25 protein-coding genes are annotated in these 20,799 nt (G+C 71.5%); 5 read left to right on the top strand and 20 right to left on the bottom strand.

The window, feature by feature from the left end; genetic code table 11:
* Positions 1–13 precede the first annotated feature (13 nt).
* Genes hypD through Q8X39_RS06485 form a run of 16 tightly spaced genes read right to left on the bottom strand, consistent with a single transcriptional unit; the run spans position 14 to position 12,258 of the window.
* Positions 14–1,183, bottom strand: a complete 1,170-nt coding sequence (hypD, locus tag Q8X39_RS06560) for a hydrogenase formation protein HypD (protein WP_305748854.1) — start codon at positions 1,181–1,183, stop codon at positions 14–16.
* Positions 1,180–1,425 carry a HypC/HybG/HupF family hydrogenase formation chaperone gene (locus tag Q8X39_RS06555; RefSeq protein ID WP_305748853.1) on the bottom strand — a complete coding sequence of 82 codons (246 nt, stop codon included), beginning with the start codon at positions 1,423–1,425 and terminating at the stop codon, positions 1,180–1,182. Before Q8X39_RS06555 ends, hypD begins: the two co-directional genes overlap by 4 nt.
* A complete protein-coding gene (locus tag Q8X39_RS06550; RefSeq protein ID WP_305748852.1) occupies positions 1,416–2,639 on the bottom strand; it encodes a Kae1-like domain-containing protein in 1,224 nt (407 codons plus the stop codon). Before Q8X39_RS06550 ends, Q8X39_RS06555 begins: the two co-directional genes overlap by 10 nt.
* Position 2,640: 1 nt before the next feature.
* Positions 2,641–3,603, bottom strand: a complete 963-nt coding sequence (gene hypB / locus Q8X39_RS06545) for a hydrogenase nickel incorporation protein HypB (RefSeq protein WP_305748851.1) — start codon at positions 3,601–3,603, stop codon at positions 2,641–2,643.
* 50 nt (positions 3,604–3,653) lie between these two features.
* Complete coding sequence (gene hypA, locus Q8X39_RS06540) at positions 3,654–3,995, bottom strand: hydrogenase maturation nickel metallochaperone HypA (protein ID WP_305748850.1); 342 nt, start codon at positions 3,993–3,995, stop codon at positions 3,654–3,656.
* Positions 3,983–5,119: a nickel-dependent hydrogenase large subunit gene (locus Q8X39_RS06535; protein WP_305748849.1), complete on the bottom strand. Its 1,137-nt coding sequence runs from the start codon at positions 5,117–5,119 to the stop codon at positions 3,983–3,985. The genes hypA and Q8X39_RS06535 overlap by 13 nt, the downstream gene beginning before the upstream one ends.
* Positions 5,120–5,123: 4 nt before the next feature.
* Positions 5,124–5,636, bottom strand: a complete 513-nt coding sequence (hybE, locus tag Q8X39_RS06530; RefSeq protein WP_305748848.1) for a [NiFe]-hydrogenase assembly chaperone HybE — start codon at positions 5,634–5,636, stop codon at positions 5,124–5,126.
* Positions 5,633–5,872 carry a rubredoxin gene (locus Q8X39_RS06525; RefSeq protein ID WP_305748847.1) on the bottom strand — a complete coding sequence of 80 codons (240 nt, stop codon included), beginning with the start codon at positions 5,870–5,872 and terminating at the stop codon, positions 5,633–5,635. Before Q8X39_RS06525 ends, hybE begins: the two co-directional genes overlap by 4 nt.
* Before the next feature lie 23 nt (positions 5,873–5,895).
* Positions 5,896–6,822 (bottom strand): hydrogenase expression/formation protein, encoded by a 927-nt coding sequence (locus Q8X39_RS06520; RefSeq protein WP_305748846.1) that lies wholly within the window; start codon positions 6,820–6,822, stop codon positions 5,896–5,898.
* A 15-nt stretch (positions 6,823–6,837) separates the two neighbouring features.
* The gene (locus tag Q8X39_RS06515) at positions 6,838–7,320 is read right to left on the bottom strand and encodes a thioredoxin domain-containing protein (RefSeq protein WP_305748845.1); all 483 of its coding nucleotides are present in this window, start codon (positions 7,318–7,320) and stop codon (positions 6,838–6,840) included.
* 21 nt (positions 7,321–7,341) lie between these two features.
* The gene (locus Q8X39_RS06510; protein WP_305748844.1) at positions 7,342–7,662 is read right to left on the bottom strand and encodes a HypC/HybG/HupF family hydrogenase formation chaperone; all 321 of its coding nucleotides are present in this window, start codon (positions 7,660–7,662) and stop codon (positions 7,342–7,344) included.
* Between the two features lie 11 nt (positions 7,663–7,673).
* On the bottom strand, positions 7,674–8,300 hold the full coding sequence (locus Q8X39_RS06505) for a HyaD/HybD family hydrogenase maturation endopeptidase (RefSeq protein WP_305748843.1): 627 nt from the start codon (positions 8,298–8,300) through the stop codon (positions 7,674–7,676).
* On the bottom strand, positions 8,297–9,031 hold the full coding sequence (cybH, locus tag Q8X39_RS06500) for a Ni/Fe-hydrogenase, b-type cytochrome subunit (RefSeq protein ID WP_305748842.1): 735 nt from the start codon (positions 9,029–9,031) through the stop codon (positions 8,297–8,299). Before cybH ends, Q8X39_RS06505 begins: the two co-directional genes overlap by 4 nt.
* Before the next feature lie 17 nt (positions 9,032–9,048).
* Positions 9,049–9,255, bottom strand: a complete 207-nt coding sequence (locus Q8X39_RS06495; RefSeq protein ID WP_305748841.1) for a hypothetical protein — start codon at positions 9,253–9,255, stop codon at positions 9,049–9,051.
* A 35-nt stretch (positions 9,256–9,290) separates the two neighbouring features.
* On the bottom strand, positions 9,291–11,147 hold the full coding sequence (locus Q8X39_RS06490) for a nickel-dependent hydrogenase large subunit (RefSeq protein WP_305748840.1): 1,857 nt from the start codon (positions 11,145–11,147) through the stop codon (positions 9,291–9,293).
* A 37-nt stretch (positions 11,148–11,184) separates the two neighbouring features.
* Positions 11,185–12,258, bottom strand: a complete 1,074-nt coding sequence (locus Q8X39_RS06485) for a hydrogenase small subunit (RefSeq protein WP_305748839.1) — start codon at positions 12,256–12,258, stop codon at positions 11,185–11,187.
* Positions 12,259–12,528: 270 nt separating this feature from the next.
* On the opposite strand from Q8X39_RS06485, the gene Q8X39_RS06480 reads away from it, so the two are divergent.
* The 3 genes from Q8X39_RS06480 to Q8X39_RS06470 are packed head-to-tail and all read left to right on the top strand — an operon-like array spanning position 12,529 to position 13,911.
* On the top strand, positions 12,529–12,858 hold the full coding sequence (locus tag Q8X39_RS06480) for an ArsR/SmtB family transcription factor (protein WP_305748838.1): 330 nt from the start codon (positions 12,529–12,531) through the stop codon (positions 12,856–12,858).
* Between the two features lie 17 nt (positions 12,859–12,875).
* Positions 12,876–13,370, top strand: coding sequence for an ArsI/CadI family heavy metal resistance metalloenzyme (locus Q8X39_RS06475; RefSeq protein WP_305748837.1), 495 nt, complete (start codon positions 12,876–12,878; stop codon positions 13,368–13,370).
* A gap of 46 nt (positions 13,371–13,416) precedes the next feature.
* Positions 13,417–13,911, top strand: a complete 495-nt coding sequence (locus Q8X39_RS06470) for an arsenate reductase ArsC (protein WP_305748836.1) — start codon at positions 13,417–13,419, stop codon at positions 13,909–13,911.
* Between the two features lie 64 nt (positions 13,912–13,975).
* On the opposite strand, the gene Q8X39_RS06465 is transcribed toward Q8X39_RS06470, so the two are convergent.
* The 4 genes from Q8X39_RS06465 to Q8X39_RS06450 are packed head-to-tail and all read right to left on the bottom strand — an operon-like array spanning position 13,976 to position 17,921.
* On the bottom strand, positions 13,976–14,332 hold the full coding sequence (locus tag Q8X39_RS06465; RefSeq protein ID WP_407067986.1) for an ArsC family reductase: 357 nt from the start codon (positions 14,330–14,332) through the stop codon (positions 13,976–13,978).
* A 41-nt stretch (positions 14,333–14,373) separates the two neighbouring features.
* On the bottom strand, positions 14,374–15,237 hold the full coding sequence (queF, locus tag Q8X39_RS06460) for an NADPH-dependent 7-cyano-7-deazaguanine reductase QueF (protein ID WP_305749283.1): 864 nt from the start codon (positions 15,235–15,237) through the stop codon (positions 14,374–14,376).
* Positions 15,215–16,291: a ligase-associated DNA damage response exonuclease gene (locus tag Q8X39_RS06455; RefSeq protein ID WP_305748834.1), complete on the bottom strand. Its 1,077-nt coding sequence runs from the start codon at positions 16,289–16,291 to the stop codon at positions 15,215–15,217. Before Q8X39_RS06455 ends, queF begins: the two co-directional genes overlap by 23 nt.
* Positions 16,292–16,304: 13 nt before the next feature.
* Positions 16,305–17,921, bottom strand: coding sequence for an ABC transporter permease (locus Q8X39_RS06450; RefSeq protein ID WP_305748833.1), 1,617 nt, complete (start codon positions 17,919–17,921; stop codon positions 16,305–16,307).
* Positions 17,922–18,060: 139 nt separating this feature from the next.
* Between Q8X39_RS06450 and Q8X39_RS06445 the strand changes: the two genes are divergently transcribed.
* Both Q8X39_RS06445 and Q8X39_RS06440 read left to right on the top strand, forming a co-directional pair.
* Positions 18,061–19,134 carry an ABC transporter ATP-binding protein gene (locus Q8X39_RS06445; protein WP_305748832.1) on the top strand — a complete coding sequence of 358 codons (1,074 nt, stop codon included), beginning with the start codon at positions 18,061–18,063 and terminating at the stop codon, positions 19,132–19,134.
* Positions 19,135–19,324: 190 nt separating this feature from the next.
* Positions 19,325–20,788 (top strand): S41 family peptidase, encoded by a 1,464-nt coding sequence (locus tag Q8X39_RS06440; RefSeq protein WP_305748831.1) that lies wholly within the window; start codon positions 19,325–19,327, stop codon positions 20,786–20,788.
* The last annotated feature ends 11 nt before the right edge of the window (positions 20,789–20,799 follow it).

The raw sequence follows: 20,799 nt of genomic DNA, 5'->3' as shown, positions 1-20,799 counted from the left end.
CTGTCCTCGGGTGTCAGGCCACGACCGGTCCGCGCTCGACCCGGATGGGGATGTCGCGGAAGCGGCCGTAGCTGTAGTGCGCGGCGCAGGCGCCTTCGCTGGAGACCATGCACGAGCCGATCGGGTGATCGGGCGTGCAGACGTTGCCGAACAGCGTGCAGTCGGTTGGCCGCTTGACGCCGCGCAGGATCTGGCCGCAGGCGCACTGCCTGTGGTCGGGCACGGGCTGGTAGCGCAGCCCGAAGCGCCGTTCGGCGTCGAAGCGGACCAGCGCCGGGCGCAGCCGCAGCGCGCTCATCGGCACCTCGCCGAGGCCGCGCCATTCGAAGGTCTCGCGCGGCTCGAAGACCTCGGCGACCAGCGCCTGCGCGGCCCGGTTGCCGTCACGGCTGACGGCGCGGGTGAACTCGTTCTCGACCACGCCGCGGCCGTCGTTGACCTGGCGCACCAGCATCAGGATGGCCTGCATCACGTCCAGCGGCTCGAAGCCGGCGATGACCACCGGCTTGCGGTAGTCGGCCGCGAAGCCCTCGTAGGGCCGCGAGCCGATCAGGATGCTGACGTGGGCCGGACCGACGAAGCCGTCCAGCGGCACCGCGCCGAGCGTGTCGCGGATGTCGCGTGCCTCGGCCGCATCGAGCAGGTGGGTGATCGCGGCCGGCGTGAGCACATGGCAGGCCAGCACGCTGAAGTTGTCCAGCCCTTCGGCCTGGGCCCGCTTCAGGGTCAGCGCCGTGGGTGGCGTGGTGGTCTCGAAGCCGATGGCGAAGAACACCACCTCGCGGTCCGGATGCTGGCGGGCCACGGCCAGCGCATCGGCTGGCGAATAGACCATGCGGATGTCGGCACCGCGGGCCTTGGCCTTGATCATCGACAGCCCGCCGGAGGCCGGCACCCGCATCGTGTCGCCGTAGGTGCAGACGATGGCGCCGCGGTTCAGCGCCAGGTCGATCGCCTGGTCGACCCGCCCGATCGGCAGCACGCAGACCGGACAGCCGGGGCCGTGGATCATGCGCACCTGCGGCGGCAGCAGCTCGGCGATGCCGTAGCGGGCGATGGCGTGGGTGTGGCCGCCGCAGAACTCCATGAAGCGGTAGTCGCGCGCCGGGTCGGCCTCGCGGGCGATGCGCCCGGCGATCTGGCGGGCCAGCTCGCCGTCGCGGAACTCGTCGACGTATTTCATGGCCGGTCTCCGGCGGTGTCCTGGCCGAGGGCGTCCAGCTCGGCGAACAGCGCCAGCGTGCGCGCGGCTTCTTCCGGGTCAATCAGGCCGATCGCGTGGCCGACGTGGACGACCACGTGGTCGCCGACCCGGGCCTCGGGCACCAGGGCGATGTCGACGGGCTTGCGCACCCCGCCGAGTTCGACCAGGGCCTGCTGGTCGGGCAGCAGCGCGACGACGCGCGCGGGCAGGGCTAGGCACATGGCTGGGGCTCCGGGAAACGAGGCGACGGCCGGGCGGACCGCACGGGCAGGGATGGCGTGGCGGCATGGCCCTGGGTCATGCCGGCAGCCAGGCGCTGGCGGGCGATCCAGGCCTGGCCGAGCGCCAGCGCCGCGTCGCCGCAGCTGTGGGCGACCGGGCGCAGCACCCGCAGGCCAAGCAGCGAGAGGCGGGCGTGCAGGGCCTGCGACAGCAGCCGGTTGAACAGGCAACCGCCGGCCAGCACGACGGTGTCGCAGCCGTCCTGGGCGGCGGCGCGTGCGGCGGCCTGGGCCAGGCCGTCGGCCATCGCGAGGTGGAAGTGGTGTGCCAGGCGGGCCCGCTGGGGCGCCTGGGTGGCATCGCTCCAGGCGTCGAACAGCTCGGCCACGACGGGGCCGAGGTCGATGCGGCCGTCGCGCAGCGTGGCCGGGGCGAGGCGCGGGTCGGGCTCGAAGCCGGTCAGGCGGCCATCGTCGTCGTGCTGGGTGGCGAGCGCCTCCAGTGCCTGCGCGGCCTCGGCCTCGTGCTGCTGCTGCCAGCACAGGCCCAGCGCGGCGGCGGCGGCGTCGAACCAGCGGCCGGCGCTGGAGGTGGGCGGGCAGTTCAGGCCGCGCTCGAGCATGGCGCGCAGGCCGTGGGCCCGCTCGATGCCGACCGCGCCGGCATGGCGGCGGGTGATCTCGTCGGCCCGGCCCAGCGCATGCAGCGCCGCGCTGGCCATGCGCCAGGGCTCGCGCGCGGCGCGATCGCCCCCGGGCAGTGCCAGGTGGGCCAGGTGGCCGACCCGCAGCCAGTGCGGGCCGTCGACCCACAGCAGCTCGCCGCCCCAGGCCCCGCCGTCGGCACCGCGGCCGTAGCCGTCCAGCACGATGCCGATCACCGGACCTTCGACCGGCGTGCCGGCCAGGGCCTGTTCGGCCAGCACCACGCCGACATGGGCCAGGTGGTGCTGCACGCTCAGCGCCGGCAGGCCAAGCCGTTCGGCCAGGGCCTGGGCCAGGCGGGTGCTGTGGAAGTCCGGGTGCAGGTCATGCGCCAGGCCGTCCAGGTGGTGCCCGGCACGCGCCAGCAGCCGCTCCAGCGAGTCTTCCAGCGCCCGGCAGGCCTGCGGCGTAACGAGGTCGCCATGGTCGGGCGAGGGCAGCCAGGCGCCGTCCAGCCACAGGCCGGCGGCGTTCTTCAGGTAGGCGCCGGTGGCGAGCACGCGTGGCATGTCAGGCCAGTCCGGCGCGCAGCGCGGCGAGTTCGGCTTCCAGCACGGCGATGCGCGCCAGCCGCGCGGTCGGGCTGTCGCTGCGCGGGTGGGGCGGCGTGGCCGTTGCAGGGTGCATCGAAGGGGTCGGCGCGGCGCTGTCGACATCCTCGTCCAGCAGCCAGTCCAGCCAGGCGTCCAGGCCCTGGCCGGTCGTCGCCGAGACCAGCAGCACCTCGATGGCCGGGTTGACCTGCCGCGCAGCCGCGATGCAGGCGGCGACGTCGAAGTCCAGGTGCGGCAGCAGGTCGACCTTGTTGATGACCATCAGCGAGGCGGCGGCGAACAGGTCGGGGTACTTCAGCGGCTTGTCCTCGCCTTCGGTGACCGACAGGATCGCGACCTTCGCGGCCTCGCCGAGGTCCCACATCGCCGGGCAGACGAGGTTGCCGACGTTCTCGATGAAGAGCAGCGAGCCGGCCTGGTCCGCAGGGGCATGGACGTGGTCGTGAGGATGCTGGTGGTGTTCATGCCCATGCAGCCGCGCGAACGCGGCCGACACCATCGGCGCATCCAGGTGGCAGCCCTTGCCGGTGTTGACCTGGATGGCCGGCACGCCGGTGGCGCGGATGCGGTCGGCGTCGTGGGCGGTCTGCTGGTCGCCCTCGATGACGGCGAGGGTGCGTTGCGGCGCGCGCTGCCGGAGCGCGGCGATGGTCGCGCACAGCAGCGTGGTCTTGCCCGATCCGGGGCTGGAGACCAGGTTCAGCGCCCGCACGCCGTGGGCCGCGAAGTGGGCCCGGTTGGCGTTGGCCTGGCGCTGGTTCTCGCCCAGCACGTCGACTTCGAGCGCAATGGTGCGGCTCATGCTCATGCCGGGCACGGACACCCGCGCCGCGCCGGCACCGAAGTGCAGGTCGCCATTGGCGGCGACAGCCGGTTGTTCGCCGCGGGTCAGGCCGGCGCAGCCACAGACGACACACATGGTGAGGGACTCCTGTTGTTCTCGGTTCGGTGTTCCGGGGGGTGGGCTGCTCAGTCGACCTGCAGGTCGACCAGCTTCAGCTCGGTGCCGCCGGTGACGTGCAGCCGATGGCCGCCGCAATGCGGGCAGGGATCGACACGCCGTTGCAGCGTCACCGAGGTCGAGCAGCCCAGGCACCAGGCCTGGCCGGGCGGCTCGTCGATGTCGATGGTCGCGCCCTCGATCAGCGTGCCGGGTGCGATGGATTCGAGCGCGAAACGCAGCGCACGGACCTCCACGCCGGCCAGCGCCGGCACGCTCAGGCGCAGCACGCGGACCCGCTCGAAGGGGTCGCGCTCGGCGGTCTGCTCGACCAGCCGCAGGATGCCGCCTGCCAGGCTCAGCTCATGCATGGGCGTGCCGCATCGCCGATGCGCTTCGTCACAAGGGTCTCGATCTCGCAGGCCATGCAGGGATCGTAGGCGCAGGCCATGCCACGGGCCACCTCGGCGTTCGAGGCCGTGTCGGCCGGCAGGGCAGCCAGCGCCCGGGCCAGGGTGCCTCGCGGGTGGAAGTTCCATTCGGTCGGGGCCAGGACCTGCCAGTCGGCCATCACGGCGTCGGCACCGGGGCGATCCAGGCTCACCCGATGAGCCAGCAGGCCGCGTGCCGTCTCGACCCAGGCCAGCGCCTGATGCGGCCCGAGCGCGACCGCACCGTGGGCCGGCCGCCAGCCGCCGGCCGGCAAGGCCAGGCTCAACAGCTCGGTCCAGCGCGCCAGCAGGCGCTGGGGCAGGCCGGCCGGCTTCGGCGTGGCGGACCGTGCCAGCCGGTTCCACGGCCCGGTGTCGGGCACGCCGCCGCGCCAGTGCGGGGCCCGGGTGTAGCCCGCCTCGGCCATCGCCTGGCCGAGCGCGCGGGCCTGGTCGGGCTGCTCAGGACGCAGCGGCTCGACCGCTGGACCGGGCTCGAAAGGCAACGCCCGGCTGAGGTGCAGCGCCTGCGCCAGCGTGGCCGCGATGCCGTCCGGGCGGGCCTGCGCGCTGCGCTGCAGGGCGGCGATTGCGCGATCGAGGCCGATCTCGCCGTCCGCATCGCTGGCCTGCCGCAGCCACTGCGCGGGCGTGACGCCCAGCCACTCGCGCGCCAGCCAGTCGCCCAGCGCCGCCGCGTCGGCCTGGCGCGGCAGCCGCGACAGCGCCGGCGCCTGCGACGGCTGGCCCCAGGCCAGCGGCCAGTCGTGGCCGATGCGGCGGGCGTGCTCGCGGGCGATGTCGGCGGCCAGCGCGGCCAGTTGTCCGGACGCCAGGGGTTGGTCCACGCCGGTGATGGCCACGGCCACGGCCCGTTGCGCCACCAGCCGGTGCGCCATCGCGCACAGCGTGTGCAGCAGCGCCACGCGTTCGACCGCGACCTCGGAGGTCTGTCCGCGCAGCAGCACGCCGGCCAGATCCGGCCGTCCGCCACGGATGCCGTCGGGCAGGGCGACGCCGGGCCGCAGGCGCAGCGTTCCGAGGAGCGGGCTGCCAGCGTGCATCGCCTCAGGTCCCGCGCAGGCCGAAGAGGAAGCCGCGGCGACCCGGTGCGGCGGGTCCTTCGTCCGGGCTCGACTTCACGGGCCGGGTCGTCGACACCGGCCGGCGCAGCTGCGCCAGCACCTCGCGGGCGGTGGCGCGGGCCGTGTCGGCATCGGCAAAGGCCTGCATCGGCGAGAACAGCGAGCAGGTCTCGTAGCCGCCCAGGTTGTCGTCGTGCGCGCCGATGAAGGCCAGCTCGCCTTCGGCCTCGTCGTGGCTGACGCGACGGCTGGCAGGGTGACCGACCGGCAGCGTCGCGGCGGCCGGATCCAGCGGCAGGCGCACAAGGTTCAGGCACCACGGCGTCAGCAGCACGCCCATCGCCCAGGCCGGATCGAGGTCGTCGGGCGCGAACCCGATCGCCTCGACCGGCAGGCCGGGGTGGCTGATCGGCAGGTCGCGCATCGGCCCGGCCGCGATGGCACGGAAGCGTGCCTGCAGCAGCTCGACCCGTTCGGTGTGGCGGTCCGGCTTCATGTGAGGACCATGAACTGGTCGGCCGCGCCGTCGCAGGTCGGGCAGCGCCAGTGCGAGGGCAGGGCGGCGAAGGCGGTACCCGGCGCGACCTGCCAGACCGCGTCGCCCAGCGCCGGGTCGTAGACCCACCAGCAGATCTTGCATTCGAGCCGGGCCTCGGCCGGTAGGCGGGCGGCATCGCCGAGGTAGCTGCCCTCGAAGCGGGCGGCGTCGGCGGCCGCTTGCGACGCGGCCATGCGGTCCGGTGTGCCCAGGGCGCTCACGACTGCCTCACCCAGTGCAGCACGTCGGCCAGCCGCTCGACGCTGTCGTGCAGGTCTTCCGGCGCGGCGCAGGCGACCTCCGGCAGGCGGCCGATCTCGACGGTGTTGAGGATCACCTGGTCCTGCGAGTTGTAGTAGACGAGCCGCCAGGTGCCGGCCGCCAGGCAGTTGGTGATGCGGCAGTTGCCGTAGCCGCGCGACAGGATCACGACCCGGCCGGTGCCGAGGTGGTGGTCCAGCCAGCCGATGTCCTCGGGCGTGACGGGCAGCAGCGTGAGGTTGACGACATGCGGCGGTTCATCGGCCGCGAGGCCGGCGCGGCGCAGGCGCTGCTCGTCCAGCTCGACCCGCAGGGCCGGTGCGTTGACCACGCCGGGCGGGGCGGCCAGCTCGACCGGCGCGGGACGCAGGCCGTCGGTCCAGGCGGCCTCGCGCAGCACCTGGGGCACGTCGCCGACCTCGACCTGGTCGAAGGGCTGGCCGGCCGCGTCACGGCCGATGACGCGCCAGACGCCGGGGTAGACCGATTCCTGGATCTGCGCCACCGGCGCGTCCGGCAGGTCCGGGTCGGGCAGCACCTGGGCGCTGACCTCGCCCTCGCCCAGCACCTGGTTGAGCAGGGCCAGGTCGGCCGCGTTCAGGCCCTGCAGCATGACCGGCTCGACCACCGCACCGGCGACCGCGGCGCGGGCAGCGTCCAGCACCGCATCGAGCACGCGGATCGCGCCGTCGTGGCCGGCCAGGTCTTCCGGCTCGGGCAGGCGCGGCGGCGACCAGGTGCTCATGCCCTGTGGCATCACGAGGTAGTCCAGCGTGCCGTCCTCGTCGTCGATCTGGCTGCCGGGGCCGATGGGCAGGACCTCGGCGACCACCGGGATCGGGAAGGGGCGTGGGTTCATCGGCTCTTTCAGCGGCGTTGTCATGGCAGGTTCCTCGGATCAATGGCAGCCCGCGCTGCCGCCATCGGCGGCGACCAGCGGGATGCCGACACCCGGCACGCGCCGGGTCGGCTGGCTCAGCAGATGAGCCACCTGGACCAGGTAGTCGGTCCAGTCGTGCATGCCGGCGAGCACGCCGACGTACTGGCCGTCGCGCAGGAAGACCAGCGCCGGCCAGCGCGTGCTGCCGTAGCGGCGGGCGATGCCGTCCTCGTCGGCCCGGGTGACGACGGCGATGCCGAAGGCGCGCGGCGCGGCGCGCTGCAGCTCGGGCAGCACGACGGCGACATCCAGCACCTCGGGAAAGCGCACCGGGTCGCCGTGGAAGAACAGCACCTGGTCGCCCGGCCGGGCCAGCACGGCATCGAGCGTCGCGGCACTGGCCCAGACGGCGCCGTGCTGCGTCACCAGCCGGGTGACCAGCGGCGCGCTGCCTTCGGCGGGATCGGCGGTCGGCGGTGCCTCAAGGATGTCGGTGCGCATGGTGGCTTTCGGGCTGGCAGTTCAGGCAGGTGACTGACCGGTGAGGGCGGCCAGCGCGTGGGTATCGAGGGTGGACGGCATCTCGAAGTCGGCCCAGCCGTCGGTCGACCGGCCCTGCATCAGCGCGTCGAGCTGGTCCAGCAGCGCACCGACCTCCGCCGCCCGTTCGGCGCTGATGGCCTCGCGGGCCTGGTCGAGGAAGACCAGCAGCCAGTCGCCCGGCTTCGGCGGGTCGATCAGCAGCGTGCCGACCTCGCGCGGCGTGGCGCGCGCGCCGCTGCCGGCGACCTGGGCAAGGCCCGGCCGCGTGGCCAGCACCTGCAGGGGCAGTCCGATGCACATGACAAGGTCCTTCAGCGGGTCGGCGCACGGGCCAGGAAACGCTCGTCGCCGACCCGGCAGGCCTGTTCGGCCGGCGGCCGGCCGGCCTCGTAGGCACCGAGCGCCAGCGTCGGCACCGTCACGGCGTCGTCTTCGGCCAGTGGTGTTGCCCGGGCGAGCGCGACATGGCCCCAGTCGCGCAGGGTCTGCAGGCCGAGTTCGAGCGCCGGAGCCATCGCGGCGCGCACGACCGGGCGCAGGCTGCCGCCGTAGTCCTCGAGTTCCTCCGGCTGGCAGCCGATCAGGCGGATGCGCTGCGGGTAGTGGCCGGTCAGCTGCGCCAGCATCAGCACCTCCTGGAAGCCGGTCTGGTGCAGGCTCATCTTCCGGGCACCCAGGAAGCGCGGCACCTCGTCGTCGTCGACCACCTTCAGCGTGCCGGGCGGCAGGCCGTAGTCGATCGCGTCGAAGATCAGCAGCTGGCGGGCCGACTGGACATGCTGGATCAGGTAGAGGCCCTGGGTGCCGCCGTCGATCAGCCCGACCTCGGGCGCGAAGTCCCAGCGCTGCTGGAGGGATTCGACGCAGCGCACGCCAAAGCCTTCGTCGGCCCACAGGACGTTGCCGATGCCGAGCACGGTGGTGGTCCGGCCGGTCATTTCCTGAAGGTCCGGTGACCCGAGATCATCGTGCTGACGATGCTCTGCCGACCCATGATGTCCTCGCGGATGGCCGCGTACACATGCAGGATCACGAAGACCACCAGCGACCACATGCCCAGGCGGTGCCAGGTGTGAACGTCCTGGCTCTGGCCCATCAGCGGGATGACCCAGCCGAACAGGCGGCTCTGCCAGGAGCCGGCCTGCGCGCCTTCGCCGTACAGCGCGAAGCCGGTGCAGACCATGAACAGCGTGACCAGGAAGTAGCCGAAGAACATCGCCAGCCGCGCCATCGGGTTGTGGCCGACGTACTGGTTGGGCTGCGGCACCAGGAAGGCGTACCACCGGAGCATGGTCAGCACCTCGCGCCAGTAGGCCCGGCTGAGGACCGGCAGCGTGAACAGCTCGCGGGCATGGGCGTTGCCGACGAAGGCCCAGTAGATCCGGCCCAGCAGGCCGACCGCCAGCACGTAGCCGGAGGCGAAGTGGGCGAAGCGGATGTAGCCCATCAGGAAATGGTCGCTGGCCTCGCCGGGCATCGTCGGCAGCGGTGCGCCGATGACGTAGCCGGTGACGGCCAGCACCGTGATGGCCAGCGCGTTGACCCAGTGCCAGATGCGCACCGGCGCTTCATAGACGTAGACCGACTTGATCGACGGCGCGGCGGCGACGGCCGCGTCGTCGATGCCGGTGGCATCGGCCAGGCGGCGTTCGAGCGTGGTGGGGCTCATGGGTTCTCCCCGGTGGCTCAGCGGCTGAGCCTGGCCAGGGCCAGGCCGACGACGACGGCGGCGGACGCCAGCCACAGCGTCAGCGATGGTTCGCCCTGCAGCGTGCGCAGCAGCTCGGCGCCCAGGTCGTGCACAGGGTTCTCGGTGCCGTGGCCGCCATGCGCCGAGGCTCCGCCGGCCAGCATCAGGCCCACTGCGGCGGCCCAGGTCTTGTTGCGTGTCATGCGTGTCTCCTTGGGGTGTCGATCGGGGCGCGCGCTCAGCGCACCTTGACGGTGGCCAGCTCGGCACCGTCCGGACCCATGACGTGGGTCGAGCAGGCCAGGCAGGGATCGAAGCTGTGCAGCGTGCGCAGGATCTCGACCGGCTGTTCCGGGTTGACCATGGGCGTGTTCATCAGGCTGGCCTCGAAGGCGCCGATCTGGCCCTTGGCATCGCGCGGGCTGCCGTTCCAGGTGGTCGGCACGACGCACTGGTAGTTCTCGATCCTGCCGTCCTTGATGCGGATCCAGTGGCCCAGCATGCCGCGCGGCGCGGCCACGGTGCCGACGCCCTTGGCCTCCTTCGGCCAGGTGCTCGGGTCCCATTTCTCGACGTTGGCCGTGGCCCGGTCGCCGGCCTTGATGTTGGCGACCAGTTCCTGGTGGTCCGCGACCATCATCTCGCCGCAGTACTGGCTTTCCAGTGCCCGCGCGAGCGTGCGGCCGATGGTGGTGGGCAGCAGCTGCTGGGCGGTGTAGGTCGTCTCGGGCAGGCCCAGCGCCTTGGGAAGGGCGCGGTTGATGGCCTCGGCCGCCTGCTCGATCTGTTCCTTCGGCCGCTGGGCAAAGGTGTTGCCCTGCTTCGCGTGGGCATAGGCCAGGATGTAGCGCGACAGCGGCCCGACCTCGACCGCGTGGCCGCGCCAGCGCGGGGCCTTGATCCAGGAGTACTTGGCGCTCTCGTCGATCTGGTCGATGGCGGTGCGCGTGCCCTTGGTCTTGCTGCCGAGCACGTAGTTCGGCTCGGTCACGCCATCCCACGGATGCAGGCCCTGGGTCTCGTCGGCGTACTGGTACCAGCTGTGGCTGACGAACTCCTGCACCTGCTCCGGGTCGCGCGGGTCGATCGGGTGGATCTCGTCCCAGTTGCCGCCCAGGATGACGCCGCCGGGCAGCTGCTGCGTGCGGGCGTCGTAGGCGACCTTCTCGTAGGTGCCGTAGTCGGCGACGTTGCTGGCCGACAGGCCGCCGCCGTGCAGCCAGCCGGCCTGCTTGTAGATCGTGCCGATGGCCAGCACGTCGGGGATGTAGACGTTCTTGTTGAACGCCACCATCTCGTCGATGCGGGCCTTGACGAAGTTCAACCGCTCCATGTTGATCGGCGCGCCGGCAGCCCCGTCGCCGTCGATGTTGATGGCGCAGGGGACGCCGCCGACGAGGTAGTTCGGATGCGGGTTCTTGCCGCCGAAGATGGTGTGGACCTTGACCCATTCCTTCTGCAGGTCCAGCGCCTCCAGGTAGTGGGTCACCGCCATCAGGTTGGCCTCCGGCGGCAGCACATAGGCCTTGCTGCCCCAGTAGCCGTTCATGAAGGGGCCGAGCTGGCCGCTTTCGACGAACTTCTTCAGCCGGTTCTGGATGTCGCGGAAGTAGCCCGGCGAGGACAGCGGGTGCGACGGCGAGACGAGCTGCTGCAGCTCGCTGGTCTTCTTCGGATCGGCCTTGAGCGCCGACACCACGTCGACCCAGTCCAGCGCGTGCAGGTGGTAGAAGTGGACCGCGTGGTCGTGTACCTGCAGCGTCTTGGCCATCATCTCGCGGATGAGGTGCGCGTTCTTCGGGATGCGGATGCCCAGCGCATCCTCCACCGCCCGCACCGAGGTCAGCGCGTGGCAGCCGGTGCAGACGCCGCAGATGCGCTCGACGAAGGCCCAGGCATCGCGCGGGTCGCGGCCCTTGAGGATGACCTCCAGGCCGCGCCACATCGTGCCGGTCGACACGGCGTTGCGGATGACGTTGTGGCTGTCGAGGTTGACCTCGCAGCGCATGTGGCCCTCGATGCGGGTGACCGGGTCGACGACGATGCGCCGGCCGGTGTCGTCGAGCTTGTAGCCCTGTGTCTCGTAAGCGCCCATGGCGTGGTGTCTCCAGATCGTGTGGTTCGAGGCCCGCTCAGCGCGGCGCGTCGGTGCGGCCCGAGCCGGCCCGCCGGATGGCCGAGACGGCGGCATGCGCCACCGCTGCGGCGCCCACCACGCCGGCCGCGGTGCCGCCGACCTGGTCGGCGTTGGCCTCGACGCCGAAGGCGTGGATGTGGGTCAGGCGGTCGTAGAACGAGCCCTTGTCCCAGAAGCCGTCCTCGCTGCAGCCGATGCAGCCGTGGCCGGCCTTGATCGGGAAGCTGGTGCCCTCGTTCCACATCACCGTGGAGCAGGCGTTGTAGGTGGTCGGGCCCTTGCAGCCGACCTTGTAGAGGCAGTAGCCGCGGCGGGCGGACTCGTCGTCGAAGTGCTCGACGAACTGGCCGGCGTCGAAGTGCGGCCGGCGGTAGCACTTGTCGTGGATGCGCTGGCTGTAGAACATCTTCGGCCGGCCCTGGCGGTCGAGCTCGGGGATGCGGTCGAAGGTCAGCATGTAGGTGATGACGCCGGTCATCACCTCGGCGATCGGCGGGCAGCCGGGCACCTTGATGATGGGCTTGTCGGTGATCACCTGATGGACCGGCGTGGCCCGCGTCGGGTTCGGCTTGGCCGCCTGCACGCAGCCCCAGCTGGCGCAGGAGCCCCAGCTGATGATCGCCTTGGCGTCCTTGGCGACGTGGCGCAGCTGGTCGACGAAGGGGCGCCCGCCGATGATGCAGCTCATGCCGTCCTGGTTGAGCGGCGGGTTGCCCTCGACGGCGAGGATGTAGTTGCCCTTGTACCGGGTCATCACCTCCTCGAGGATGGCCTCGGCCTGGTGACCCGCGCTGGCCATCAGCGTGTCGTCGTAGTCGAGCGAGATCATCGACAGCACGACGTCCTTGGCCAGCGGATGCGCGCTGCGGATGAAGCTCTCCGAGCAGCAGGTGCATTCCAGCCCGTGCAGCCACAGCACCGGGGTGCGCGGCTTGGTTTCCATCGCATGGGCGATCTGCGGCACGAAGGCCGGCGACAGCCCCAGCGACGTCGCGGTCAGCGAACAGTATTTGAGAAAGCTGCGCCGCGAGATGCCCTGGCGCCGCATCACCTCGTAGAAGGTCTCCATCGTCTTGTCTCCTCGCTCACCGCTCCGGGGTGTGCCGACCTGCCAGTCACAAGAGCCGTGCCGGAAGTCACGGCCTGCGGGTAAGTCCGGGGCGTGCGCGCCAAGTGCTTGATCCGACGTGGTTTTTTGGCGCGATCGATCTGGCCGCGGCCGCAGCGCTGGCGCCGGCTGGTCGGACGCCTTCCGCCCTGGCAGCCGGACTGGAAGCGCCGTGACCAGCACGGGCTGGCCGACTTGACGCCGATTCCATCCTTCAACGATGATTGAACAATGGAAGATCAAGACGTCGTCCGCGCCCTGACCGCGCTGGCCCAGGCCCACCGGCTGCGGCTGTTCCGCGCGCTGGTGGTCGCCGGCCCGGGCGGCCTGACGCCGGGCGTGCTGGCCGCGCAACTGGCACTGCCGGCCAACACGCTGTCCTTCCACCTGAAGGAGCTGACGCAGGCCGGGCTCATCACCCAGTCACGCGATGGCCGCAACCTGATCTACCGGGCGGCCTACGAGCGCATGAATGCGCTGGTCGGCTTCCTGACCGCCCACTGCTGCGAAGGTGCCGCCTGCCCGGTTCCGGACACCAGCGCCACTTCCTGCCCCTGCTGAACCCCCGAGGACACCCCATGAAGCGCTTCCACGTCCATGCCCACGTCGACGACCTGACGGCCAGCATCGCCTTCTACAGCCGGATGTTCGGCGCCGAGCCGACCCGGGTCGAGTCGGACTACGCCAAGTGGATGATCGAGGACCCGCGCATCAACTTCGCGATCTCGACCCGCGGCAGCACGCCGGGCATCGACCACCTGGGCATCCAGACCGACAGCGCCGAGGAACTCGCCGAGCTGAAGGCACGTGCCGAGTCGGCCGACCTGGCGCTGCACGACGTCGGCGAGACGACCTGCTGCTATGCCCGCAGCGACAAGCACTGGCTGACGGATCCGCAGGGCATCGCCTGGGAGCACTACCACACGCTCGACAGCATCCCGGTGTTCAGCGAGAAGGCGGCTGCCGCGGAGCCGGCCTCGGCCTGCTGCCCGCCGCAGGCTGCGCGGCCGGTGTCGCCGACCCGCGGCAAGCCCATCGCCATCGCGGTCAAGTCGGGCGGCAGCTGCTGCTGAAACCCGATGTCCCGTCCCCGACCTCGCGCACCTCTGGAGCCCTCACGTGTCTGATCCGGTTCACCACGTCCTCTTCCTCTGCACCCACAACTCGGCCCGGTCCATCCTCGCGGAAAGCCTTCTGAACGGACTGGGCCACGGCCGTTTCAAGGGCTGGTCCGCGGGCAGCCAGCCCTCGGGTCAGGTCCATCCGCTGGCCTTGCGCACGCTGCAGGGCATGCACCTGCCGACCGAGGGCCTGCACAGCAAGAGCTGGGACGAGTTTGCGCGGACCGGTGCGCCGGCCTTCGACTTCATCGTCACGGTCTGCGACGACGCGGCCGGCGAGGAATGCCCGGTCTGGCCGGGTCATCCGGTTCGGGCGCACTGGGGCGTGGCCGATCCGTCCAGGGTCGAGGGCGACGACGCGCACCGCGCGCGGGCCTTCTACGACACCGCCCTGCTGCTCAAGCGCCGCATCGAGCTGATGCTGGCCCTGCCGCTGGCCGCGCTGGACGCCGACCACCGGCAGCGCGAGATGCACGCGATCGGCACACGCTGATCGGCCCGCTGCATGCCGGCCCGCTGCATGCCGGCCCGCTGCACGCCGGCCCGGACGGCCGGGCTCAGGCCTGTCCGGTGACGCGCTGCGCGTAGGCATCGGCGCTGAACCCGACGCTGATGCGGCCGTCCGGCCAGCGCGTCACCGGGCGCTTGATGACGCTGGCCTGGGCCAGCATCAGGGCCCGGGCACTGGCCGCGTCGACCACGGCCGCGCGGGTCGGCTCGTCGAGCTTGCGCCAGGTGGTGCCGGCGCGGTTGACCAGCTTCTCCCAGCCGACGGCGGCGATCCAGCCGTCGATCTCGGTCTCGGGCACGCCCGCCTTCCTGAAGTCGTGGAAGGCATAGGGCAAGCCCTGTTCCTCCAGCCAGGCACGGGCCTTCTTGACGGTGTCGCAGTTGGGGATGCCGTGCAGCGTGATCACGTCGGGGTCTCCTGCGGGATGCGTGGATGAGGCGGCGGTCACTGGCGCGCGGTGCGCAGGTTGCGCGGCGGCGTGTCCGGGTGGCTGGTGCGCCAGGGGTTGATGTCCAGACCGCCGCGCCGGGTGTAGCGGGCGTAGACCTGCAACTGGACCGGCTTGCAGCGCGTCAGCACGTCCATGTAGATGCGCTCGACGCACTGCTCATGGAATTCGTTGTGCTGGCGGAAGCTGACGAGGTAGCGCAGCAGCCCCGCCTGGTCGATCTGCGGGCCGCTGTAGCGGATCTGGACGCTGCCCCAGTCGGGCTGGCCGGTGACGAGGCAGTTGCTCTTGAGCAGGCCGGAGGTCAGGGTCTCGGTGACGGGCTTCTCGTCGAAGTTCGCGCCCAGCAGCTCGGGCGAGGGCGTGTAGGCATCGCAGTCGAGGTCCAGCCGGTCCAGGTCGACGCCGTCGAGTTCCTCGATGCGCTGGGCCGCGAAGTCGTGCGCGCTCAGGACCTTGACGCCCACGCGCTGGCCGAAGGCGGCGCTGAGGTCGCGCTGCAGCACCTCGCGCACCGCATCGGCCGATTCGAAGCGGCTCATGTTGAAGCTGTTGAGGTAGAGCTTGAAGGACTTGCTCTCCACGATGGCCGGCGACTCGCACGGCACCGTGATCTGGGCGAGCGCCACCTGCGGCTTGCCACGCAGGTTGAGCCAGGACAGCTCGTAGGCGGTCCAGAGGTCGCAGCCCATGAAGGGCAGGGCGCCGGCGATGCCGATCTCCTCGCGCTTGGGCTGGCGGGCGATCGGGTAGAGCAGCTCGGGCGCGTAGGTGTCGCGGTAGGCCGAGACGCGGCCCAGCGGCGAGGCCGCCGGGTCGGCGTGGGGCTGGGCGTGGTCAGGCGGGATCGGGTCGTTCATGATCGGATCGTTCATGGGCCGCATTGTCGGACGCCTCGTCCTGGCCGAAGGGCGTGGGGAAACTGCCGGCGTCCAGGCCCTGCTCGCGCAGCCAGCGCACCATCACCGCCTCCTGGCCGTGGGTGACGATGACGCGCTGGCAGCCGGTCGCCGCGATGGCGCGCTGCAGGCCGGGCCAGTCGGCGTGGTCGCTGAGCACGAAGCCGCGGTCCAGGCCGGGCCGTCGACGGGCGGACCGGACCTGCATCCAGCCGCTGGCGAAGGCGACGGCCGGCTCGGCAAGCGCCGTCGGCTCGTCGCCCAGCCACAGGCCGGGCCGGGCCGACGGCGGCATCACCAGCAGCGCCCGGCCGCGCTCGGCCGGGGACAGGTCTTCCATGCGACGCGTGACGGGCAGCTCGATGCCGGCCTCGCGGTAGGCCCGGTTGATGGCCTCGACGGTCGGGTGAACCACGATCGGCCCGATCGAGGCGTCCACACCGGCCAGCAGGCGCTGCGCCTTGCCGAAGCTGTAGGCCTGCAACAGGCAGGGCCGGCCGATGTCGGCCTGGGCGCGCCACCAGGCGTCGATCTGGGCGAAGACCTCGGCCTCCGGGCGCCAGCGGTAGATCGGCAGGCCGAAGGTCGATTCGGTGATGAAGGTGTCGCAGCGCACCGGCTCGAAGGCCGCGCAGGTCGGGTTGGCCGGCTCGCCGGGTGCGGCGTCGCCGCGCAGGTAGTAGTCGCCCGAGGCGACCCAGACGCGGCCGCCGTGTTCGAGCCGCACCTGGGCCGAGCCGAGCACATGGCCGGCCGGGTGCAGGCTGATGCGCACGCCGTGGTGCTCGACGGACTCGCCGTAGGCCAGGCCCTGCAGGCGGATGTCGCCGAGCCGGGCGCGCAGCACGCCGGCGCTGATCGCGGTGGCCAGGTAGTGGCCGTGGCCGCTGCGCGCATGGTCGGCATGGGCATGGGTGATGACGGCCCGGTCGACCTTGCGCCAGGGGTCGATCCAGAAGTCGCCCGGTGGGCAGTAGAGCCCCTGCGGGCGCAGCACGACCAGGTCGTCGGCCATGGTGCGGGCCGGATCAGGCGTCGGCGCGGCGGATCGCGCGGGCCAGCATCAGCACCGGCAGCAGGCCGACCGCGACGATCGCCAGCGAGGGCAGGGCGGCTTCGGCCAGGCGCTCGTCGCGCGCCAGCTGGTAGGCGACGACGGCCAGCGTGTCGCTGTCGAAGGGCCGCAGCACCAGCGTGGCGGGCAGCTCCTTCATCACGTCGACGAAGACCAGCAGCGCCGCGCCCAGGACCGACGGCAGCAGCAGCGGCCCGTGGACCTGCAGGAACAGCCGCAGCGGCCCGGCGCCCAGCATGCGGCCCGTCTCGTCCAGGCTGGCCGGCAGGCGTGACAGGCCGGCCTGCACCGACTGCAGCGCGACCGCCGAGAAGCGCACCAGGTAGGCGTAGACCAGGCCCAGCGTCGTGCTGGTCAGCAGCGTGCCCCAGGTCGATTCCGGGAAGCGCTGCTGCAGCCAGCCGGCCGGCAGCAGCAGGCCGATGGCGATCACCGCGCCCGGCACCGCATAGCCCAGCGAGACCACCCGCACGCCGGTCTGCAGAACGGGACTGGGTCGCCAGCGCAGCGTCAGCGCCAGGGCCAGGGCCAGCGCGGCGGCCAGCAGGGCGGCACCGCCGGCGAGCTGCAGCGTTGTCCAGGACCAGCCGAGGAAGCGCTCCCAGGGCAGGCCGAACTCGCCGTAGAGGGCTTCGCGCACGACCAGCCGCAGCAGCAGCACGACCGGCACGACGAAGCCGGCCAGCACCGGCAGGGCGCAGACGACCACCGCGATGGCCGCGCTCAGGCCGCGCAGGCGCAGCGGCTGGGCATCGGCAGCCCGCCCGGATGGTCGTGCGGTGGCGTAGCGCAGGCGCGCCTGGGCGCGTTGTTCAGCCCAGGCCAGCAGGCCGACGACGACCAGCAGCAGGGTCGCCAGCTGGGCGGCGGCCAGCCGGTCGCCGAACGACAGCCAGGCGCGGTAGATGCCGGTGGTGTAGGTCTGCAGGCCGAAGTACGCGCCGACGCCGTAGTCGGCCAGCGTCTCCATCAACGCCAGCGAGACACCCGCCGCGATCGCCGGCCGGGCCAGCGGCAGCGCGATCGTGACGATGCGGCGCACCAGTCCGGCACCCAGCAGACGGGCGGCCTCCAGCAGCGTCGAGCCGCGTCCAGCCAGCGCCGTGCGGGTCAGCAGGTAGACGTAGGGGTAGAGCGCCAGCACGAACAGCACCACGGCGCCCCACAGGCTGCGCACGTCCGGCCAGAGCGCGCCGCGCAGGCCGGTCTGCTCGCGCAGCCAGATCTGCAGCGCGCCGCTGGACTGCAGCGTGTCGGTGTAGACGTAGGCCAGCACGTAGGCCGGCATCGCCAGCGGCAGCAGCAGCGTCAGCTCGAACAGGCGTCGGCCGGGGAAGTCGAACAGCGTGACCGCGACGGCCGCACCGGTCCCGACCATCGCCACGCCGACGCCGACCGCCAGCGCCAGCAGCAGCGAGCCGCGCGTGTAGTCGGGCAGGACGGTGGCGAGCTGGTGGCGCAGCACCTCCAGTGCCGCGCTGTCCAGCGCCAGCCAGGCGCTTGCCAGGCTGATCACCGGCAAGGCCAGCAGCAGGCACAGGAGGCCCAGAAGGATGCCCGCCTGCCTCATGGCCGGCGGCCTCTTCGCGCCGACCTTGACGGACGGCAAGTTGAGTGATCGAGAATGATTTGCATTGACATCGCCGTCGCTATGATAGGGCGAGACCACCGGCAGACCGGCGCCGATCGGGGTTTCCAGGCACCTTGCGATGTACCTCCAGCTCGACCAGATTTCCGTCCAGTACAGCGGCGCAGGCCGACCGGCGCTGAACCGCGTCTCGCTGGGCCTGCGGCGCGGCCAGATCGGCGCCTTGCTCGGCCCTTCGGGCTGCGGCAAGACGACGCTGCTGCGCGCGGTGGCCGGCCTGGAACGCCTGCACGGCGGGCGCATCACGCTGGATGGGCGGCTGGTCAGCGAGGCCGCCACCGGCCTGCACCTGGACGCCCGCGAGCGCCGCGTCGGCATGGTCTTCCAGGACTACGCGTTGTTTCCGCACATGACGGCGGCCCAGAACATCGCCTTCGGGCTGCATGGCCTGCCGCGCGCCGAGCAGCGCGACCGGGTCACGCAGATGCTCGATCTGGTCGGCCTGGGCGGCGCATCCAGGCGCTATCCGCACCAGCTGTCGGGCGGCCAGCAGCAGCGCATCGCGCTGGCCCGGGCGCTGGCACCGCAGCCCAGCCTGCTGCTGATGGACGAGCCGTTCTCGAGCCTCGACGTCGACCTGCGCGAGCGGCTGGCGCAGGAGGTCCGTGCCATCCTCAAGCAGACCGGCACGACCGCGCTGTTCGTCACCCATGACCAGCTCGAGGCCTTCGCGGTGGCCGACGAGATCGGCGTCATGCAGCACGGCCAGCTCGACCAGTGGGACGAGCCCTATGCGCTCTACCACCGGCCGGCGACACGCTTCGTCGCCACCTTCGTCGGCCATGGCGTGTTCACGCCCGGCCAGGTCCGCGTCGACGCCAGCGGCTCGCGCGTGCTGACGCCGCTGGGCGAACTCGCCGATCCGCAGGAATGCCCGCTGCCCGACGCGTCCGGCCGTTGCGAGGTGCTGCTGCGGGCCGACGACATCGTTCACGACGACGACAGCCCGGTGAAGGCCCGCATCCAGGCCAAGGCCTTCCGCGGCTCGGAGTTCCTCTACACGCTCGAACTCGCCAGCGGCGAACAGGTGCTGGCGCATGTGCCGTCGCACCACGACCATGCGATCGGCGAATGGATCGGCGTGCGCGCCCAGGTCGATCACGTGGTGACGTTTCCGCCCGCGCCAGCTGCCTGAACCGGCCGGGCGGTGCAGCCCCATGAACCGGGGGGTGAAAACTGCCACGGAAACAGCATGAAACAGCCGGAAAGGCCGTGCTGATCGACCTTCCCAGAGCCCCGCATGGCATGCCGGGGTTGGGACCGACACCTATACTCGCCAGCCATGCAGAAGGGGTCTGACGTCAGGCCCGGCGAGGACGGAAATCATGGGTAGCAAGTTGAAGGTGGCAGGCTGGGTCCTGGCAGGTGCGGTGGCCGGAGCGCTGGCGACGATGCAGTTGCAGGCCACCGCGCGCAGCGCGATGTCGCCGCTGCCCATCGAGGACATGCAGCAGCTCGCGGCGGTCTTCGACCTCGTCAAGCGCTCCTACGTCGAGCCGGTCGACGAGAAGAAGCTGATCCGTGACGCCATCGGCGGCATGGTTGCCGGGCTGGATCCGCACTCGGCCTACTTCGAGGGCCAGGCCTTCAAGGAATTCCACGAGGGCATCAGCGGCAAGTTCACCGGCGTGGGCATCCAGATCGAGATGGAAGACGGCCTGGTCAAGGTGGTCTCGCCGATCGAGGGCTCGCCAGCCGACCGCGCTGGCGTCAAGACCGGCGACCTGATCACCCGCATCGACGACACGGCCGTCAAGGGCCTGACGATGGACCAGGCGATCAAGCGCATGCGCGGTCCGAGCAACACCAAGGTGATGCTGACCATCCTGCGCAAGGCCGAGAACCGCACCTTCCCGGTCAGCATCGTCCGCGAGGAGATCAAGACCAAGAGCGTGCGCTCGCGGGTGGTCGAGCCGGGCTATGCGTGGATCCGCATCAACCAGTTCCAGGAGCCGACGCTGCGCGACTTCGCCGAGCAGCTCAAGGACATCTTCAAGCAGGAGCCCGGCCTGAAGGGCCTGGTGCTCGACCTGCGCAACGACCCGGGCGGCCTGCTCGACGTCGCGGTGGGCGTGTCGGCGGCCTTCCTGCCGCGCGATGCGGTGGTCGTCACGACCAACGGCCAGATCGCCGAGTCGCGCAGTTCGCTGCGTGCGGCGCCGGCCTATTACTCGCGTGATGGCAACGACGTGCTGGCCAGCATCCCGGCGCTGATCAAGAACGTGCCGGTGGTGGTGCTGGTCAACGAGGGTTCGGCCTCGGCCAGCGAGATCGTGGCTGGCGCGCTGAAGGACCACAAGCGCGCGGTGATCATGGGCTCGCAGACCTTCGGCAAGGGCTCGGTGCAGAGCGAGCTGACCCGCCTGCCGATGCCCAACACCTCGCTGAAGATCACCACGGCGCGCTACTACACGCCGTCGGGCCAGTCGATCCAGGCCAAGGGCATCGTGCCGGACGTGCTGGTCGACGAGACGGCCGAGGGCAGCCCCTACGCCGTGCTGCGCATGCGCGAGGCCGACCTCGACCGCCACCTGGGTGCGGCCGCCGGTGCCAGCGACGCGAAGAAGGATGCGGCCCGCGAGAAGGCCCGCGAGGAAGCCCTGCGCAAGCTCGAGGAAGCCAGCAACGCCGCCGGCAAGGACAAGGACAAGGCGCCGCCGCGCCTGCCCGAGTTCGGCTCCAACGAGGACTTCCAGCTCCAGCAGGCGCTCAATCGCCTCAAGGGCAAGCCGGTCCAGGTGAGCAAGACCCAGGTCGAGCGCAAGCCCGGCGAGGCCGCGACGAACTGACCGGCCGCACG

It is taken from the genome of Leptothrix discophora (assembly GCF_030705305.1).
GTDB lineage: Bacteria > Pseudomonadota > Gammaproteobacteria > Burkholderiales > Burkholderiaceae_C > Sphaerotilus > Sphaerotilus discophorus.
The sequence above is the reverse complement of the archived record's forward strand: the minus strand, read 5'-3'. Positions and strand labels throughout refer to the sequence as shown.

Bases quoted from the DNA above. Each gene is read 5' to 3' on its own strand.
- Q8X39_RS06520 (WP_305748846.1), bottom strand. From the start codon at position 6,822: ATGACAACGCCGCTGAAAGAGCCGATGAACCCACGCCCCTTCCCGATC.
- Q8X39_RS06480 (WP_305748838.1), top strand. From the start codon at position 12,529: ATGGAAGATCAAGACGTCGTCCGCGCCCTGACCGCGCTGGCCCAGGCC.
- Q8X39_RS06510 (WP_305748844.1), bottom strand. From the start codon at position 7,662: ATGTGCATCGGACTGCCCCTGCAGGTGCTGGCCACGCGGCCGGGCCTT.
- Q8X39_RS06535 (WP_305748849.1), bottom strand. From the start codon at position 5,119: ATGCACGCTGGCAGCCCGCTCCTCGGAACGCTGCGCCTGCGGCCCGGC.
- Q8X39_RS06495 (WP_305748841.1), bottom strand. From the start codon at position 9,255: ATGACACGCAACAAGACCTGGGCCGCCGCAGTGGGCCTGATGCTGGCC.
- queF (WP_305749283.1), bottom strand. From the start codon at position 15,237: ATGAACGACCCGATCCCGCCTGACCACGCCCAGCCCCACGCCGACCCG.
- Q8X39_RS06440 (WP_305748831.1), top strand. From the start codon at position 19,325: ATGGGTAGCAAGTTGAAGGTGGCAGGCTGGGTCCTGGCAGGTGCGGTG.
- Q8X39_RS06515 (WP_305748845.1), bottom strand. From the start codon at position 7,320: ATGCGCACCGACATCCTTGAGGCACCGCCGACCGCCGATCCCGCCGAA.
- cybH (WP_305748842.1), bottom strand. From the start codon at position 9,031: ATGAGCCCCACCACGCTCGAACGCCGCCTGGCCGATGCCACCGGCATC.
- Q8X39_RS06490 (WP_305748840.1), bottom strand. From the start codon at position 11,147: ATGGGCGCTTACGAGACACAGGGCTACAAGCTCGACGACACCGGCCGG.
- Q8X39_RS06525 (WP_305748847.1), bottom strand. From the start codon at position 5,872: ATGGCCGCGTCGCAAGCGGCCGCCGACGCCGCCCGCTTCGAGGGCAGC.
- Q8X39_RS06550 (WP_305748852.1), bottom strand. From the start codon at position 2,639: ATGCCACGCGTGCTCGCCACCGGCGCCTACCTGAAGAACGCCGCCGGC.
- hypA (WP_305748850.1), bottom strand. From the start codon at position 3,995: ATGCATGAGCTGAGCCTGGCAGGCGGCATCCTGCGGCTGGTCGAGCAG.
- Q8X39_RS06485 (WP_305748839.1), bottom strand. From the start codon at position 12,258: ATGGAGACCTTCTACGAGGTGATGCGGCGCCAGGGCATCTCGCGGCGC.
- hypD (WP_305748854.1), bottom strand. From the start codon at position 1,183: ATGAAATACGTCGACGAGTTCCGCGACGGCGAGCTGGCCCGCCAGATC.
- Q8X39_RS06505 (WP_305748843.1), bottom strand. From the start codon at position 8,300: ATGACCGGCCGGACCACCACCGTGCTCGGCATCGGCAACGTCCTGTGG.
- Q8X39_RS06555 (WP_305748853.1), bottom strand. From the start codon at position 1,425: ATGTGCCTAGCCCTGCCCGCGCGCGTCGTCGCGCTGCTGCCCGACCAG.
- Q8X39_RS06445 (WP_305748832.1), top strand. From the start codon at position 18,061: ATGTACCTCCAGCTCGACCAGATTTCCGTCCAGTACAGCGGCGCAGGC.
- Q8X39_RS06455 (WP_305748834.1), bottom strand. From the start codon at position 16,291: ATGGCCGACGACCTGGTCGTGCTGCGCCCGCAGGGGCTCTACTGCCCA.
- hypB (WP_305748851.1), bottom strand. From the start codon at position 3,603: ATGTGTGTCGTCTGTGGCTGCGCCGGCCTGACCCGCGGCGAACAACCG.
- Q8X39_RS06450 (WP_305748833.1), bottom strand. From the start codon at position 17,921: ATGAGGCAGGCGGGCATCCTTCTGGGCCTCCTGTGCCTGCTGCTGGCC.
- Q8X39_RS06475 (WP_305748837.1), top strand. From the start codon at position 12,876: ATGAAGCGCTTCCACGTCCATGCCCACGTCGACGACCTGACGGCCAGC.
- hybE (WP_305748848.1), bottom strand. From the start codon at position 5,636: ATGAAGCCGGACCGCCACACCGAACGGGTCGAGCTGCTGCAGGCACGC.